The sequence below is a fragment of the Azospirillum sp. TSO35-2 genome (assembly GCF_003116095.1).
Taxonomy (GTDB): domain Bacteria; phylum Pseudomonadota; class Alphaproteobacteria; order Azospirillales; family Azospirillaceae; genus Azospirillum.
The window spans coordinates 244,017-260,976 of record NZ_LGRA01000018.1 but is presented as its reverse complement, the minus strand read 5'-3'; the positions used below and the strand labels follow the sequence as shown (position 1 = coordinate 260,976).

The 16,960-nt window shown below is 72.1% G+C and carries 13 protein-coding genes; 11 read left to right on the top strand and 2 right to left on the bottom strand.

Annotated features, from left to right (window positions below):
• Positions 1–6 precede the first annotated feature (6 nt).
• Positions 7–1,056, bottom strand: coding sequence for a TauD/TfdA family dioxygenase (locus TSO352_RS12155; protein ID WP_109107601.1), 1,050 nt, complete (start codon positions 1,054–1,056; stop codon positions 7–9).
• A 344-nt stretch (positions 1,057–1,400) separates the two neighbouring features.
• Here TSO352_RS12155 and TSO352_RS12150 point away from each other — a divergent pair, with 344 nt between their 5' ends.
• The 10 genes from TSO352_RS12150 to TSO352_RS12105 all read left to right on the top strand — a co-directional run bounded on the left by TSO352_RS12150 (position 1,401) and on the right by TSO352_RS12105 (position 15,144).
• Positions 1,401–1,613, top strand: coding sequence for an MbtH family NRPS accessory protein (locus tag TSO352_RS12150; RefSeq protein ID WP_109107600.1), 213 nt, complete (start codon positions 1,401–1,403; stop codon positions 1,611–1,613).
• Between the two features lie 28 nt (positions 1,614–1,641).
• A complete protein-coding gene (locus TSO352_RS12145; RefSeq protein ID WP_109107599.1) occupies positions 1,642–3,099 on the top strand; it encodes a diaminobutyrate--2-oxoglutarate transaminase in 1,458 nt (485 codons plus the stop codon).
• Positions 3,100–3,149: 50 nt separating this feature from the next.
• The gene (locus TSO352_RS12140; RefSeq protein WP_109107598.1) at positions 3,150–6,386 is read left to right on the top strand and encodes a non-ribosomal peptide synthetase; all 3,237 of its coding nucleotides are present in this window, start codon (positions 3,150–3,152) and stop codon (positions 6,384–6,386) included.
• Positions 6,383–8,071, top strand: coding sequence for a cyclic peptide export ABC transporter (locus tag TSO352_RS12135; RefSeq protein WP_109107597.1), 1,689 nt, complete (start codon positions 6,383–6,385; stop codon positions 8,069–8,071). The genes TSO352_RS12140 and TSO352_RS12135 overlap by 4 nt, the downstream gene beginning before the upstream one ends.
• 89 nt (positions 8,072–8,160) lie before the next feature.
• Complete coding sequence (locus TSO352_RS12130) at positions 8,161–9,264, top strand: GNAT family N-acetyltransferase (RefSeq protein WP_199231576.1); 1,104 nt, start codon at positions 8,161–8,163, stop codon at positions 9,262–9,264.
• Between the two features lie 3 nt (positions 9,265–9,267).
• Complete coding sequence (locus TSO352_RS12125; protein ID WP_109107595.1) at positions 9,268–10,656, top strand: lysine N(6)-hydroxylase/L-ornithine N(5)-oxygenase family protein; 1,389 nt, start codon at positions 9,268–9,270, stop codon at positions 10,654–10,656.
• Entirely contained in the window at positions 10,625–12,850 is a 2,226-nt protein-coding gene (locus TSO352_RS12120; RefSeq protein ID WP_109107594.1) for a TonB-dependent siderophore receptor, read from the top strand. The genes TSO352_RS12125 and TSO352_RS12120 overlap by 32 nt, the downstream gene beginning before the upstream one ends.
• Positions 12,850–13,173 carry a hypothetical protein gene (locus TSO352_RS12115; protein WP_199231575.1) on the top strand — a complete coding sequence of 108 codons (324 nt, stop codon included), beginning with the start codon at positions 12,850–12,852 and terminating at the stop codon, positions 13,171–13,173. The genes TSO352_RS12120 and TSO352_RS12115 overlap by 1 nt, the downstream gene beginning before the upstream one ends.
• Positions 13,170–14,783 carry a PepSY-associated TM helix domain-containing protein gene (locus TSO352_RS12110; RefSeq protein ID WP_109107593.1) on the top strand — a complete coding sequence of 538 codons (1,614 nt, stop codon included), beginning with the start codon at positions 13,170–13,172 and terminating at the stop codon, positions 14,781–14,783. Before TSO352_RS12115 ends, TSO352_RS12110 begins: the two co-directional genes overlap by 4 nt.
• Positions 14,776–15,144 carry a DUF3325 domain-containing protein gene (locus tag TSO352_RS12105; RefSeq protein WP_109107592.1) on the top strand — a complete coding sequence of 123 codons (369 nt, stop codon included), beginning with the start codon at positions 14,776–14,778 and terminating at the stop codon, positions 15,142–15,144. Before TSO352_RS12110 ends, TSO352_RS12105 begins: the two co-directional genes overlap by 8 nt.
• A gap of 25 nt (positions 15,145–15,169) precedes the next feature.
• Here TSO352_RS12105 and TSO352_RS12100 read toward each other — a convergent pair whose 3' ends face one another.
• Positions 15,170–16,012, bottom strand: a complete 843-nt coding sequence (locus TSO352_RS12100; protein WP_109107591.1) for a hypothetical protein — start codon at positions 16,010–16,012, stop codon at positions 15,170–15,172.
• 526 nt (positions 16,013–16,538) lie between these two features.
• Between TSO352_RS12100 and TSO352_RS12095 the strand changes: the two genes are divergently transcribed.
• A complete protein-coding gene (locus TSO352_RS12095; protein WP_109107590.1) occupies positions 16,539–16,871 on the top strand; it encodes a ribbon-helix-helix domain-containing protein in 333 nt (110 codons plus the stop codon).
• The last annotated feature ends 89 nt before the right edge of the window (positions 16,872–16,960 follow it).

Sequence of the window (16,960 nt, the reverse complement as noted above, 5' to 3'; positions counted from 1 at the left end):
GCCCCCTCACGCTGCCGGAAGGTCGGGGGAGCGGACCGGGTCGGCCATCGCCACCACCACCTTGCGTGCGCCGGAGAAGGGCTCCCGCCCATGGGCGGCCAGCATGTTGTCGAGCATCATCACGTCGCCCTCCTGCCACGGGAAGGCGCGGGTGCAGCCGTCCAGCACGGCGCGGATGTGGTCCAGCGCCGCATCCTCGATGGGGGAGCCGTCGCCGTAGAAGACGTGGCGCGGCAGCTCCGACAGGTCGTCGACCACCGCCAGCAGGCTCTCGCGCACCGCCGGCGGCAGGTTGGAGACGTGGAACAGGTGGGCCTGGTTGAACCACACCATCTCGGCGGTGTCGGGGTGGCGGGCGATCGCTTGGCAGATCTGGCGGGTGCGCAGCTCGCCATCGTTGGTCCATTCCCAGGCGATGGCGTTGGCGCGGCAGAACCGCTCGACCTCCGCCGGGTCGTCGGTGTTGAAGGCGCGCTGCCAGGGCAGGTCCAGCCCGTTGCCGTAATTGCGCACATACATCAGCCGCTTGGCGGCGAAGCGGGCGCGGATGTCCGGGTCGATGCGCTGGTAGACCAGCCGGCTGTCGGCGATCGGCGTCGCCCCGCCGGTTGCGGCGGCCGTCACGCAGTGGAACCAGATCGTCCGCGGCCATTGCAGGGTGTAGGCCTGCTCGTTGTGCAGCGGGATCGACTGGTGCGCCGGGTATTCGGTGGAGGTGTAGACGCCCTTGTCCACCGCCGACCGCGGGGTCGATCCGAAATCATAGTCGAGCAGCGTCCGGCCGAAGCTCTCGGCGAAGGCGCGGAAGGGCGCGTCGCCGTGCAGCCCGAAGCCGCGGAACAGCAGCCCGCCGGCCCGGGGCAGCCGTTCGCGCACCACGGCGTGGATCGCCGGCAGCAGCGCGCGCCAGCCGTCCTCCCCGCCGTTCAGGGCCGCCGCCGGAACGCCGTCAGCGGGGGTCACCAGCAGTGGCAGGTCGCTGCCGGGAAGCAGCGGCCGCACCGTCAGGGCATCGGGCTGTGCGAGGGGGCTCAGGGTGGGAAGACGCTGGTCCATCGGTCGATTCGTTCCGTCCGTTCGAGGGAAGGCGGCAGAAACTTCTTTACTGAGAGTAAGAATCGTTCTCAATCTGTGTGGCCGCGTTGCGCCTGCCGATGGGGGTGGCGGCAATCGCGGCGGGCGTACTGGCGGCTGTGGGTGCGCGCCAGGGGAGTTGGCGAAAGACGCCACACACGGTGCGGGTATAGCTCCGCACCCCCTGCATCCGAACCGGACGTTAGCGTACAACAAATCGACTTGCAAATGAGAATCAATCTCATTATGCAAGAAAGCGCGGCGCGATCTTCCCGACGCGCTTTCTCCCAACAGCATCCCCTCCCGCGACCCAAAGGAGCTTCGGCATGAGCTGGGACAGCCCCGACACACGCTTCCACGTCGTCGTGAACGAGGAGGAGCAGTACTCGATCTGGCCGGACCACAAGCCGGTCCCGGCGGGTTGGCGGACGGTCGGCGTCAGCGGCCCGAAGGAGGACTGCCTCGCCCACATCGAACGGGTGTGGACCGACATGCGCCCGCTCAGCCTGCGCCGCGCGCTGGACGAGGCCGCCGCCTGATCCCCCATCACCCGAGGGAGCGCTTTCCATGATCGACGCGACGAACGCCGTACCCGGCGCCGCACTGGGCGCCTCTGCGGCCCCCTTCGGCCTCGACGGTTTCCGCGCCCAGCCGCCGATCCGCCTGCGCGACGACCCGATCCTGCGCCGGCAGGAGGCGCGCGAATCGAACGCGCGCTCCTACCCCCGGCGCATCCCGCTGGTGCTGACCGAGGCGCGCGGCGTCTACCTGCGCGACAGCGCCGGGCAGCTCTACATCGATTGCCTGGCCGGGGCCGGCACGCTGGCGCTGGGCCACAACCACCCGGACGTGGTCGCGGCGCTGCGGGCGACGCTGGACAGCGGGCTGCCGCTGCACACGCTGGACCTGACCACCCCGGTCAAGGACCGGTTCGTCGAGGAGCTGTTCGCCGCCCTGCCGCCGGCCTTCGCCGGCAACGCCCGCATCCAGTTCTGCGGCCCGACCGGCGCCGACGGGATCGAGGCGGCGATCAAGCTGACCCGCACCGCCACCGGGCGCCGCACCATCGTCGGTTTCTCCGGCGGCTACCACGGCATGACCCAGGGCGCGCTGGCGATCATGGGCAATCTGGGGCCGAAGCGGCCACTGGGCGGCGTCGGCGGCGACGTGCACATGCTGCCCTATCCCTACGACCACCGCTGCCCCTTCGGGCTGGGCGGCGAGGCCGGGGTGGACGCCGGGCTGGCGCTGGTCGAGCAGATGCTGAGCGACCCCGAATCCGGGATCGTCACCCCCGCCGCCGTGGTGGTGGAGGTGGTGCAGGGCGAGGGCGGCGTGGTGCCGGCGCCGGTGCGCTGGCTGCAGGGGCTGCGCCGGCTGACCCGCGCCCACGGCGTGCCGCTGGTGATCGACGAGGTGCAGACCGGGCTGGGCCGCACCGGCCGGCTGTTCGCCTTCGAACATTCCGGGATCGAACCGGACGTGGTCGTGCTGTCCAAGGCGATCGGCGGCGGGCTGCCGCTGTCGGTGGTGGTCTACCACGCCGATCTCGACCGCTGGGGCCCCGGTGCCCACGCCGGGACCTTCCGCGGCAACCAGTTGGCGATGGCCGCCGGGCTGGAAACCCTGCGCCGCATCCGCGCCGACCGGCTGGACGAGCAGGCCGCCGTCCTGGGCGCCCGGCTGACCGGGCATTTGCGCGCCATCCAGGCGGACCATCCCTGCCTGGGCGACGTGCGGGGACCGGGGTTGATGATCGGCGTCGAGATCGTCGACGAGCGTCGGCCGCCGTCGCGGCTGGGCGCCCGTCCCGCCGACGGCGACCTCGCCCGGTCCCTGCAACGTCATTGTCTGGAACAGGGCGTGATCCTGGAGCTGGGCGGCCGCCACGGCGCGGTGGTGCGCTTCCTGCCGCCGCTGATCGTCACCGCCGCCGAGCTGGACGAGGTCGCCGACCGCTTTCGCACCGCCCTGCGCCTGGCGCTCGCCGACCGCTCGGCCGGCGTCCGCGCCGCGGCGGAATAGGCGGGCCGAACAATGCGAGTAAGTCTTAATTGCATCATAGGGAGGCCGGCATGAGCGACACGCTGCGACGGGCGGCCCCGGCCCCGGGCATCGAGCGGACCGCGCCGCTGTCCTTCGCGCAGGAGCGGCTGTGGCTGCTTCAGCGCCTGGACCCGGCCGACACCGCCTACAACCTGACCCGCGCCTTCCGGCTGAGCGGCGCGCTGGACGTGCCGGCGCTGGAACGGGCGCTGGAGGCGCTGGTCTGGCGCCACGCCATCCTGCGCACCCGTTTCGAGGAGCGCGACGGCGCGCCGGTCCAGGCCGTGCTGTCGCGTCCGACGCTGGGCCTGACGCCGGAGACGGGCGCCCTGGACGACGAAGCCCTGGCCCGGCGGATCCGGACGGAGACGCGGCGGCCCTTCGACCTCGCCGCCGGACCGCCGCTGCGCGCCACCCTGCTGCCGCTGGCCGGCGGCGACGCCGCGCTGGTGCTGGCGATGCATCACATCCTGTCGGATGGCCCGTCCAACCCGATCCTGGCGCGCGACCTGCTGACCGCCTACCGCGCGGCCCTGCTGGATGAGGACGCGGCCCCCGCCGCCCTGCTGCCGCCGCTGCCGGTGCAATACGCCGACTACGCCGTCGAGCAGCGGGGCGACGCCGCGCTGGCGCGGACCGAACGGGCGGTCGACCGGGCGGTGGCGAGCCTCGGCACCGGCATCCCGGCGCTCGACCTGCCGACCGACCGGCCGCGCCCGGCGGTTCGCGGCAGCGACGGGGCGCGGGTCGAGTTCCCGCTGTCCGCCGCCATCGTCCGCGACCTGCGCGCCCTCGCCCGCGCGGAGAGTTGCACGCCCTTCATCCTGCTGCTGGCGGCGTGGCAGGCCCTGCTCGGCCGCTGGTCGGGACAGAGCGATTTCGCCGTCGGCGTGCCCAACGCCGGCCGGGCCGACGAGGCGTATGAACCGCTGGTCGGCTTCTTCGTCGACACCCAGATCTTCCGCGCCCGGCTGTCGCCCGGTCTGACCGGCCGGCTGCTGTGCCGGCGCCTGCGGGCCGAGGCTTTGGCGGCGCTCGACGACGGCGCCGCGCCGGTCGAACGGCTGCTGGAACGGCTGGCGCCGGCGCGCGATCCCGGCCGCACGCCGCTGTTCCAGACGCTGCTGAACGTCCGGATGGAGGCGCCCGCCCGCCTGCGCCTGCCGGGACTGACCGTCGAGGCGATCCCGGTGCCGGAGACGACGGCCAAGGTCGATCTGGCGCTCGACGTCGCCATCGGCGAGGACGGCGTGCTCTGCGCGCTCGATTACGCCACCGACCTGTTCGACGCCGCTACGGTGGAGCGGCTGGCCGCCGGCTTCCGCACGTTGCTGGCCGGGCTGCTCGCCGACCCTGACGCCGCGCTGGCGGCGCTGCCGCTGCTCGACCCGGCGCCGCGGGAGGCGGAGCTGACCGACTGGAACCGCACCGCGCTGCCGCTCGACCCGGCGGAGGACATGCTCGCCCGCTTCGAGCGGGTTGCCGCCGACCTGCCGGACTGCGTCGCCGCCGTCTTCGGCGAGACGGCGCTGACCTACCGGGCGCTGAACGCGCGGGCCAACCGGCTGGCGCGCTGGCTGGCGGCGCGCGGGGTGACGACCGACCGCCTGGTGGCGGTGGCGCTGCCGCGCGGGGCCGACCTGCTGGTGGCGTTGCTGGCTATCCACAAGGCGGGCGGCGCCTATCTGCCGCTCGACCCCGACCAGCCGGCGGCGCGCAACGCCCCCATCCGGGCGCACGCCGCCCCCACCCTGGTGATCGACACGCCGCTGGACGAGTGCGCCGTCGGATTCGAGCGCCTGGACGACGGCAACCTCGGCCGGCCGGTGCACCCGCGCCAGCTCGCCTACACGCTCTACACCTCCGGCTCGACCGGCGTGCCGAAGGGCGTGCAGATCGACCGGCACGCCTTCGCCAATTTCCTCCACGCCATGCAGGAGCCGGTCGGGCTGACCGCCGACGACCGTTTGCTGGCGGTGACGACGCTGGGCTTCGACATCGCCGGGCTGGAGCTGTTCCTGCCGCTGGTCACCGGCGCCCGCGTCGTCGTCGCCACGCGGGAGGAGGCGCTCGACCCGCAAGCGCTCGCCCGGCTGATCGAGCGCCACGGCATCACCACGCTGCAAGCCACGCCCGCCACTTGGCGCATGCTGCTGGACGCGACCGAACGGGGTGGGCCGGCTGTCGGGCCGGGCCTGCGCGCGCTGTGCGGCGGCGAGGCGCTGGGCGCCGATCTGGCGCGCCGGCTGCTGGCGCGCGGCGTCGGCCTGCTGAACCTCTACGGCCCGACCGAAACCACGGTCTGGTCAGCGGCGTGGCCGGTGGAGCGGGTGGGGGAGGGCGAGGCGACGATCCCGATCGGCCACGCCATCGCCAACAACCGCCTGCACATCCTGGACGACCGGCTGGAGCCGGTGCCGCCGGGCGTCGTCGGCGACCTGTGGATCGGCGGGCTCGGGCTGGCGCGCGGCTATGGCCGCCAGCCCGCCTTGACCGCCGCGGCCTTCGTGCCCAACCCGTTCCCGGACGCCGACGCTCCCGGCTGCGGGCCGGGCAGCCGGCTGTACCGCACCGGCGATCGCGCCCGCCGCCGTGGCGACGGCGCCATTGAGTTCCTCGGCCGCCGCGACCACCAGATGAAGGTGCGCGGCTTCCGCATCGAGGCGGCGGAGGTCGAGGCGGCGCTGGACAGCCACCCGCGGGTGCGCCAGTCCGTCGTCGTCGCCCACGGCTCGGCGGTCGGCGAGGCGCTGCTCTGCGCCTATCTGGTGACGGCGGACGGCACCGAGCCGCCCGACCTGCGCGCCCATCTGGCGGCTCGCCTGCCCGGCTATATGGTTCCCTCGGTCTGTGTGGTGCTGGACCGGCTGCCGCTGAACGCCAACAGCAAGATCGACCGCAGGGCGCTGCCGGCGCCCTCCGCCGCCACGTGCCCCGCCGCCTTCGAGGCGCCGGCCACCGACACCGAAGCCCGTCTGGCCGCGCTGTGGGAAGAGGTGCTGGAGTGCCGTGGCCTGGGCGCCACCGACGATTTCTTCCGGCTGGGCGGCCATTCGCTGCGGCTGGTCCGCTTGCAGACCCGCATCCGCAGCGTCTTCGGCCCCGACCTGCCGCTGGGTGACCTGCTCCGCGCCCCGACCGTCCGCGCCATGGCCGCGCTGATCGAGGCGGCGGGCGTCGCCGACGACGCGGCCGACCTCGCCTTCATGGCCGGGCTGCTCGACGCGCCGGACGCCGCCTCCGGTGATGGCGAGGCGGCGCGATGAGCCTGCTGCTCCCCCTTCTGCGCCGCTTCCGCTGGCGCATGCCGCTGGCGTTGCTGCTGGGGGCCGCCGGGGCGCTGGCCGGCCTGTCGGTGATCGCGCTGGTCAACCGGCTGATCGCCGGCACCGCCGCGCCCGACGCGCCGACCCTGGCGCTGATCGCGCTGCTGCTGGCGGCGGTGTTCGGCTGCGGCTTCGCCGCCCAGGCCATCCTGACCGCGCTCGGCCACCGGGTGGTGTGCGAGATGCGGACCGGCACGGTCAAGCGGCTGCTCGACACCGATGTCGAGCGGCTGGAGGCGATCGGCGTCCCGGCGCTCTACGCCACCCTGACCAAGGACATCACCGCGGTCGGGCAGGCGTTCAACCGGCTGCCCTTCGTCTTCTGCAACGCGGTGCTGGTGCTGGGCGGCTTCGCCTATCTGGCGTGGCTGTCCTGGCAACTCGTCCTGCTCAGCGCCGCGGTGATCGGGCTGGGCGTGGCGGTGGCCTATGGCTGGGTGTCGGCGATGCGCCGCCTGATGATCGAGGTGCGCGAGACCGACGACCGTCTGTTCGCCGGCTACCGCGGCGCGGTGGAGGGCCGCAACGAGCTGGCGCTGAACGCCGCCCGCAAGCGGGTCTTCCACCGCCACGACGTCACCGCCGCCGCCGAGCGTGCCCGCGCGACCGAGACGCGCGCCGACCGCTATTGGGTGATGAGCCTGAGCTGGACCGCGCTGGTCATCCTCGGCCTGATCGCCGGCATCTTCGCCGCCGGCGCGGCGCTGGGCCTGCCGCGCGAGCACACCGCCGGCTTCGTGCTGGTGCTGATGTTCCTGCGCATGCCGCTGAACGATCTGGTCGGCACCCTGCCGATCCTGCTGTCCGGCACCGTCGCGCTGGCGAAGGTCGAGGCGCTGCGGCTGGAGCCGCACCGGGCGGATTTCGGCCCCGGTCCCGGTGGGCTGGCGGCCCTGCACCCGGTGCTGCCGGTCCGCGGCGCGCTGCTGAGCCTGTCCGGCGTCGTCCACGACCACCCGGCGCAAGGCGACGAGCCCGGCTTCCACCTCGGCCCGGTCGACCTGACGGTGGAGGCGGGGGAGACGCTGTTCATCGTCGGCGGCAACGGCGGCGGCAAGTCGACGCTGCTGACCCTGCTCGCCGGCCTGCGCCGCCCGACCGCCGGCACCATCCGCCTCGCCGGGCTGGAGGTGACGGAAGAACGGCGCGGCTGGCACCGCGAGCAGGTCAGCGCCGTCTTCTCCGCCCCGCACCTGTTCGAACGGCTGGTCGGTCCCGGCGGCCGGCTGGACGAGGAGCTGGCGCGGGCCTTCCTGCGCCGGCTGCGGCTGGACCGCAAGGTGACGCTGGACGGCGACCGGCTGTCCGACATCCGGCTGTCGCAGGGGCAGCGCAAGCGTCTGGCCCTGCTGTCGGCGGTGGTGGAGGAACGGCCGATCCTGCTGCTCGACGAATGGGCCGCCGACCAGGACCCGGTGTTCCGCCGCTTCTTCTACGAGGAGCTGCTGCCCGAGTTGAAGCGCGGCGGCCGCACCATCGTCGCCGTCAGCCACGACGACCGCTACTTCCACGTCGCCGACCGCGTGCTGCGCTGCGACGCCGGCGTGCTGACGCCCTGGTCGCCGGCCACCGCGTGGTCCGATCCGGCGGAAACCCCGCCCCGCCCGGCGCGGGCGGTCCCCTGATGCCGAGTGTCCTGATTCCGGCCGCCACGCCATCCCGCTCAAACACCCCGGCCGTGCCCATCGCGGACCGGCCCAAGGAGGCGCCTTCGATGACCGCCGATCCCATCCTCACCACCGCGCCCGGCGGCGCCCCGGCGCTCTGCCGCGCGCTCGGCCGCCCGTTCCGTTCCTCGTGGAGCGGGGCGGAGCTGACGGTCCGGCTGGACGACGCCGTGCAGCAGCGCTGGCGGCTCGACCGCGACGGCGCCGCCCCGGCGCTGACGCTGGTCGAGGACGTCGCGGCGGGCGACACCCGGCGGCTGGCGGCGCTGGCCGCGCTGGAGGCCGCCTTCGTCCAGGCCGATGACCCGGCGACCCTGCGCCTGCTGGCGCCCGACGCCCTGGCCGAGGCGCTGTGCCGGGACGGCGTCGCTCAGGAGGATGCGGGCGGGGCGCCGCTGGCCGCGGCCGCCACGCTGTTCCAGCGCCCGGACCTGTGGCTGCTGGGGGCGGGGTCGACCGGCTATCCGCAGACGCACGTCGTCTCCAACGGCCGCTACCACCCGCGCCGGGCGCCCAAGCCGCGCGGCACGCTCTACGCCCGCCACATCCCCTGGCTCGACCGCACGCTGTCCTTCCGCGTCGTCGACCTCGACCAGGATCTGGAGCGCTTCCATCGCTGGCAGAACGACCCGCGCGTCGCGGTCTTCTGGCAGGAGGAGGGCGATCTCGCCAAGCACCGCGCCTATCTGGAGGCGCAGTTGTCCGACCCCCACACCATGCCGCTGATCGCCAGCCTGGACGGCGAGCCCTTCGGCTATTTCGAGGTCTATTGGGCCAAGGAAAACCGCATCGGCGCCTTCTACGACGCGCAGGATTACGACCGCGGCTGGCATGTGCTGATCGGCGAGGCGCAGGTGCGCGGCCGGGCCCATGTCAGCGCGTGGCTGCCGTCGCTGGTGCATTTCATGTTCCTCGACGACGCCCGCACCCAGCGCATCGTCGGCGAGCCGCGCGCCGACCACCACCAGCAGATCCGCAACCTCGACCGCTCCGGCTTCGCCAAGGTCAAGGAGTTCGACTTCCCGCACAAGCGGGCGATGCTGGTCATGCTGCTGCGCGAACGCTTCTTCGCCGACCGGCTGTGGCTGCCGCGCGCCGACCCGGTGGTGCCGCCCTCCGCCGTTCCATCCTCCGTGGCGCGGGGGGCCTGAGCCATGCACGGGATCCCCGCGCTGATCGGCGGCGGCAACACCGGTGACGGCGCCTGCGCCCTCGTCGGCGTCGGCTTCGGCCCGTCGAACCTGGCGCTGGCGGTGGCCCTGCGCGAGGCGGGCGTCGACCTCGGCTGCCGCTTCCTGGAAAAGCGCGACCGCTTCGTCTGGCACGGCAACATGCTGCTGCATGGCAGCCGGATGCAGATCTCCTTCCTGAAGGATCTGGTGTCGCTGCGCGATCCGACCAGCCGCTACAGCTTCCTCAACTACCTGCACGGCCAGGGCCGCCTGCAGGACTTCATCAACCTGCGGACCTTCTATCCCAGCCGGCGCGAGTTCAACGACTACCTCGCCTGGGTCGCCGCCGACTTCGACGACCAGTGCGAGTACGGGCTGGAGGCGACCGCCGTCGAGCCGGAACGGACCGGCGAGGGCGTGTCGCGCCTGCGCGTCCACGCGCGCGACCGGATGGGGCGCGAACGCTCCTGGCTGACCCGCAACGTCGTGATCGGCGCCGGCGCGACGCCGAAGGTGCCGGAACCGTTCCTGGAGCTGGTGGGGAAGGCGGCGTCCGGCGGGCCGCTGGTGGTCCATTCCAACGACTATCTGGCGGCGGCCGACGCGCTGGCGCGGGCCGGGCGGGTGGCGGTGATCGGGCTGGGGCAGAGCGCCGCCGAAATCTTCCTCGACCTGCACGGCCGCGGCGTCGCGGTGGATGTGATCGCACGCGGTCCGGCGATGCGGCCGGCCGACAGCAGCCCCTTCGCCAACCAGGTCTTCGACGCCGGCTACACCGACTATCTCTACGGCCTGCCGCCGGGCGAGCGCGAGGCGCTGCTGCGCGCCTTCCACAACACCAACTACGCCGTCGTCGATCCCGAGCTGATCGACGCGATCTACGGCATCCTCTACCAGCAGAAGGTCGAACGGTCGGACCGCCACCGCATGCTGACCCGCCACGACATCCTGGCGGCCCGTGCGGACGCCCGTGCGGACAGTGTGGCCGGCGTCGTGCTGGATCTCGCCGGCCTCGACCATGGCGGGCGCGACAGCCGGCGCTACGGCGCGGTGGTGCTCGCCACCGGCTACCGGCGGCACATCCACCGCGACCTGCTGCGACCGATGGAACCCTGGCTGACCGACGGCGAGGTCGGGCGCGACTACCGCCTGCCCACCGTGCCCGGCTGCACCGCCGGCATTTATCTCCAGGGCTGCTGCGAGGCCACCCACGGGCTGAGCGACACCCTGCTCTCCATCCTGCCGATCCGCGCGCAAGAGATCGCCCAGGGAATCGCCGCGGGCCTGACGGGGGGCCGCGGCATGGACATCCGCACATTGATGAAGGGGGACCATCGGAATGAAGACCATCGGGCAGCCCGGGCGCCTTGAGAACAACGACAGGGGACGCGTCCGCCTGCTGGGGTCGGTTGCCGCCGCAGCCCTGCTGCTGCCGGCCATCGCACTGGCCCAATCCACCACGCCGTCGACGGGGTCGGCCGGCGGGACCGCCGCGACGTCGGACAGCATGACGCTGCCGGCGATCGACGTCAGTGCCGACCGCCAGCGCGACGCCAACCCGCCGACCACCGTCGGGTCCAAGCTGCCGCTGGCCCCGCGCGAGGTGCCGCAGACCGTCACCACGGTGCCGCGCGAACGCATTGAGGAACAGAAGCTCATCACGCTGGAGGACGCCCTGCGCCAGACGCCGGGCGTGACGGTGGAGCCGATCGACGGCAACCGCCTGAACTTCTACGCGCGCGGTTTCGAGATCACCAACCTGCAGTTCAACGGCGTGCCGACCACGCTGGACGACCGCATCTTCGTGCCGCCCGATCTGGCGATGTACGAGCGGGTGGAGGTGCTGAAGGGACCGGCCGGCCTGCTGAACGGCATGGGCGGGCCGGGCGGCGCGGTCAACCTGGTGCGCAAGCTGCCCAAGAAGACGCTGGAAGGCTATGGCGAACTGACCGCCGGCACCTATTCCAACTACCGGGGCGAGGGCGACATCACCGGTCCGCTGAACGAGTCCGGCACGCTGCGCGGCCGGTTCGTCGGCGCCTACCAGGACCGCAACGGCTTCCAGGACTGGACGGAGCAGCGCCGCGGCCTCGGCTATGGCAGCATCGCCGCCGACCTGACGCCGGACACCACGCTGACCGCCGGCGCCTGGTACCAGCGCATGAGCTACAAGGGCGCCTGGAACCTGCCGGCCTACGCCTCGGTCGTCGGCGGGAAAGCGCAGCTGAAGCTGCTCGACGTGCCGCGCTCCACCTCGCTGGGCGAGGACTGGAACCTCGACGTCTTCACCACCAAGGGCGGCTTCGCCGACCTGGAGCACCGCTTCGACAACGGCTGGGCGGTGAAGCTGGCGACCCACTACATCGACAACGACATGGACCGGACGATGGCGTACGCCTACACCCCGGTCACGCCCGGGGTGAACCGGACGACGCTGTACGCCCAGAAGGTCCGCTACGACCAGCAGCAGATCGGCGCCGACCTGTCGGCCACCGGCAATTTCGGGCTGTTCGGCCTGAGCCACGAGGCGGTCGTCGGCGCCAACTACGAGCGGGTCAAGTTCCGCAACCGTTCGGCCAACGCCGTCGGCAGCTGGTCGGCGACGCAGAACATCTTTTCGCCCGACGCCTCGGTCGCCGAGCCGGCGTGGCGCGACTGGCAGCGCGACAACACCACCGTCACCGACAGCTGGGGCACCTACGGCGTGCTGCGCCTGCGGCTGGCCGAACCGCTGCGCCTGATCGCCGGCGGGCGGATGAACTGGTGGCAGACCAAGGTCGACACCGACATCCCGGCCGGCACGGCGGACAGCAGCGCCTCGGTCCGCGGCAAGGTCACGCCCTACGCCGGCCTCGTCTACGACGTGAACTCCACCTACGCGCTCTACACCAGCGTCTCGCAGGTCTACGAGCCGCAATCCTACGTCGACGCCGCCGGCAAGGTGCTGGAGCCGCTGAAGGGCCGCCAGTACGAGGCCGGCATCAAGGCCGATTACCTCGGCGGCCGCCTGCACGCCACCGCGTCGGTCTTCCACATCGAGGAGGAGAACCGCCCGCAGGCCGACACGCGCTACCCCAACCAGTCGATCTACGTCTCCGGCGGCAAGGCGCGCAGCCGCGGCGTCGAGCTGGACCTGTCGGGCGAGATCCTGCCGGGCTGGGACGTCTACGCCGGCTACACCTTCACCCGCGCCAAGAGCCTGGACAGCAGCGAGAACGCGGCCAGCGCCTTCACCGCCATCGCGCCGACGCACCAGGTGAAGCTGTGGACCAACTACCGCCTGCCGGAATCGATCGACGACAAGCTGAGCGTCGGCGGCGGCATCAACGCCCAGACCTCAATGTACAACGAGTTCCCGTCGCTGAACTACGCCCGCCTGACCCAGGGCGGCTACGCGACGGTCGACGCCCGCATCGCCTATGACGTGACGGAGAAGGTGACGACGGCGATCAACGTCAAGAACCTGTTCGACCGCACCTATTACCAGCGCATCGGCACGCCGCAGTCCGGCAACATCTACGGCGAGCCGCGCACCGTCCTGCTGACCCTGCGGGCGAAGCTGTGATGGCAACGGGCGTGACGGCGACCGCCGGCACCACGCGGGGGCGCTCGCGCCTCCGCGCCGCGCTGCGGGTGACGGCGGCGGTCTTCGGCGCCTACGCCTTCGCCTGGGGCATCGCCGCCTTCGGGTCGGCGCTGGGGGCGCTCGCCGGCCTTGCCCCGGCGGAGGCGGTGACGGCGGCCAGCCTGCTGGCGCTGCTCGTCCTGCCGGTGGCGGCGTTGTGGGCCTTCGCGGTGCCGCGCGCGGTCATGGGCTGGGTTCTGCTGGGCGGCGGCGGGGCGCTGATGACCGGCGTCGCCTGCGCCGTGCGGATGGCGCTGCCATGAGCCGGGTCGGCGGGCCGAACCGTGGGACGCCGAGGAAAGGCAAGCTGATCAGCCCGGCCCTGCGCGCCGCGATGCTGTGGCCGCACACCTGGGCGGGGGTGACGCTCGGCGGGTTGCTGATGCTGGTCTTCTTCATGGGCTCGCTGGCGGTCTTCGCGCAGGAGATCGACCGCTGGATGATGCCGGCGACGCGGGTGGAGGCGGCTGGCGTGCCGATCTCGCTCGACCATCTGTCGCTCGACCGGGCGGTGCGGCCGGTGGTGGAGCGGCTGGCGGCGGGACGGGCGGTGCGCGACTGGTACGTGCAGTTGCCGGAGCCGCGGCGGCCGGTGATGGCGCTGCGGGTGCGCACCGACCAGGGCAACGCCGGCGGCATGGCGACGGTCGACGGCACGCTGCTGCCGCCGGTGGGGACGCTGGGCGCCAGCTCCTTCTTCTACCCGCTGCATTACAGCCTGCATCTGCGGGCCGGCTTCGTCGGCTACTGGATCGTGTCCTTCGCGTCGGTGGCGATGCTGGTCGGGCTGATCTCCGGCGTCATCATCCACGCGCGGATCTTCAAGGACTTCTTCACCTTCCGCAGCTGGGGGCAGGTCCGGCGCTCGCTGCTCGACCTGCACAATCTGACCGGCGTGCTGGTGCTGCCCTTCCACCTGATGATCACCGTCACCGGGATCGTCATCATCCTGCCGATCGTGCTGCCGGCCGGGGTGCAGACGCTTTACGGCGGCGACATCGACCGGTTCTACACCGACGCGCTCGGCGGTTACGAGCGGCCGCGCACCGGCATCCCGGCGCCGCTCGCCCCGCTCGATCCGATGGTGGCGGAGGCCAGGCGCCTGTGGGGCGGCGGCGAGCCGGCGGTGATCTTCGTCCACAACGCGGGCGACGCGGCGTCCTACGTCCGCATCAACCGCGACACCGGCGACCGCATCAGCCTGGACGTCGAGCCGGTCTATTTCGACGGCGTGACCGGGGCGCTGCTGCAGCACCGGCGGCCGGGGCCGATGGTGGCGACGCACCGGGTGCTGTCGGGGCTGCATTTCGCCGCCTTCGAGCATTGGCCGCTGCGCTGGCTCTATTTCCTGTTCGGGCTGTCCGGCTGCGTCCTGATCGGCACCGGCATGCTGCACTGGATGGAGAAGCGCCGCGTCGCGCACGGCGTGCGGCCGGGGGTCGGCTGGCGCACCGTCGCCGCGGCGACCTGCGGCACCACCACCGGCCTGCTGATCGCCACCCTGGCGATGATGCTGGCCAACCGGCTGCTGCCGGCCGCGGTGCCGTCGCGCGAGCTGGTCGAGGTTGCCGTCTTTTTCCTGAGCTGGATCGGGGCCGGCCTCCACGCCGGCGTGCGCACCGTCGGCAACCCGCCATGGAGCGGCCAATGCACGGCGGTCGCCGGGCTGGCGGCGGCCTGTGTGCTGCTGAACTGGATCACCACCGGCGAGCATCCGGTCCGGGCGCTAGCCGGGGGGGACTGGGCGATCCTCGGCGTCGACGGCGTGCTCGCCCTGACCGCGCTGGCGTCGTGGCGGGTGGCCCGGCGCCTTGCCCATCGGCCAATGCGGATGGTCGCGCCGACGAACGCCGAGGTGTCCGACCATGCTTGACGGGCTTTTGCTGCTGGCCGGGTTCGTCCTGGCCTATCTCGGCTTCGCGGCCGTCGCCCTGACGCTGGAGCGGCACTGGCGCGACCTGATCGACCGCCGGCGTGGGCCGTTGCGCCGCACCGTGGTCCGCCTGCGGCTGTCGGGCACGGTCTGCGCGGTTGCGGCGCTGGTCGTCGCCATCCAGCGCGACGGTGCCGCCTTCGGGGTCTTGCTGTGGCTGCTGCTGCTGACGGTGGGAGCGCTGGCGGTCGCCGCCACCATCACCTGGCGGACGGCGCCGCGCCTTCAGCCGGACGGCCGCCCCGCATCCTCCCCCCGCGCCGGCCGGGGAGAGGGCCGCTTCGGGAGCCGGAGCCCCTGAAGCGGCGGGGTTGCGCGCCGGCCGGTTACGCCGCGCTGTCGAGATGAACGCCCTCGACGCCGTGCCCGTGCATCGGGTCGAGATGGAGCGTCTGCACCGTGTGGGCGAAGTCGTCGACCGCCGACACCACGTCGGCGTTCGTCGTGACGGCGCTGTCGACGGCCGTGTGCTGCATCAGGTGATGCTGCCACAGGGCGGTGCCGTCGCCGCTGGTGCCGGCGGTGGCGGTGGAGCCGTCGGCCGACGATCCGGACTGCGCCGCGAGACGGTCGTGCCAATGGCTCGGCGCATCGCCGGCCGTGGCGTCCGCGGTGCTGGTGGCCGTCGTCGTGGTGGCCGTCGCGGTGTCGGTCGAGGTCTGCGCGCCGGCGCCGTCGCTCCTGTGCTCCTGGTGGAGCACGGCCTGGATCTGATGCAGGACGCCCTGGACGGTGGCGGTGGTTTCACCGGTGGCGTCGGCCAGGATCTTGACCAGCGGGTCGGCGGGCGGCTGATGCGCCGCCTTGTCGTCCACCTTGTCGTCCGCTGCGTTCGAGGCCGTGTTCGAGGCCGTATCGGAGGTGGTCGAGGTGGTGTCGGACGACGCGGTGGTCGTCGCGTCGGTGGTGGTCGTGTCCGTCTTGGCGTCGGCGATGGCCTTTTCCACGGCGGTGTAGGCGGCCTTCAGCTCCGCCACCGCGCTGTCGGACAGGGTGGGCAGGGTGGCCGTCGGGTGTGTGGCGCTGCCGGTGGTGTCGCTGGACGCCGTGCCGGTCCCGGCGGTGTCCGGCTGGGTGGCGTGGTGAAAGGGCTGGTGGGACCGGAACTCGGCGACTGCGCTGTCGGCTGTGGTGGTTTCGGACGCCGTGTCGGCGATGGCCTTGGACATCACGGTTTTGAGCGGATCAGTAGCAAAGTTGGTAGCCATTGGAAGTCTCCAAGCATTTCAGCCGAACACCCGATGAAGACGACGGGACGCATCCTGCGTCTTCCTTGTCGACATCAGGCCATCGCTTGCGATGGTCTTCAGCTCTCGTCTGCAGCCCTTGTCAGGCCGCCCGGTGACGATATGCGGGGTATTTGCGACAGATAAATCGGAATCTTCGTTCGGCTGATCTTTGCCACCGCTTGTGACGATGATCGGACAGAGTGCGTGACACGAAGTGGATGTCTTGATAGATCAAGTAAAGACTTGCCGGATTGGCGCACTTCCACATTCATTCTACGGCGCACGACGAGATTCCTGCGCGAAAATTTTGTGGTGCCGGAATTGTCACCGCGGCGTGACTAACCCGTTTTTGCAGTGACACCCGACCGGTGGTCGGCGCCATGCCGTGGGACGTGAACTTCTTCACAGACGGGACCCGCATCGGTCGACCAGGATGGCGTCTCACCCCAGCGCACGGATCGCCACCATGCTCCAGCCGATCGTAAAGAACGCCATCGTCAACGGAAAGCGCACCAGCCTGAAGCTGGAAGCGCCGATCTGGGACGCCGTGGACGAGATTTGCCGGATCGAAGGCCTCACCCCGTCCGAACTGTTCTCCGGCGTGGCCGAGCGGTCGGGCGAGAATCTGGCGTCGGCGGTGCGGGTGCTGGTGATGGTCTATTTCCGCCAGGCCGCGACCGAGCGCGGCCATCGGGATGCCGGCCACGGCGCCGGCGACCCGCTCATCGGCTGGCAGGCGGACCGACTGCCGAGGGGTGGAAAGGCGACCGACGGCACGGCCGAGAGCCTTCACCTGTAGGTCGGCAAAGGCCGGGGCGGTCGTCTCGGCAAAGGAAGTCGCGCAGGTGCTGGTCCGCTGACGCCGGTTCCCGTCCGCCGTCGGGGTTG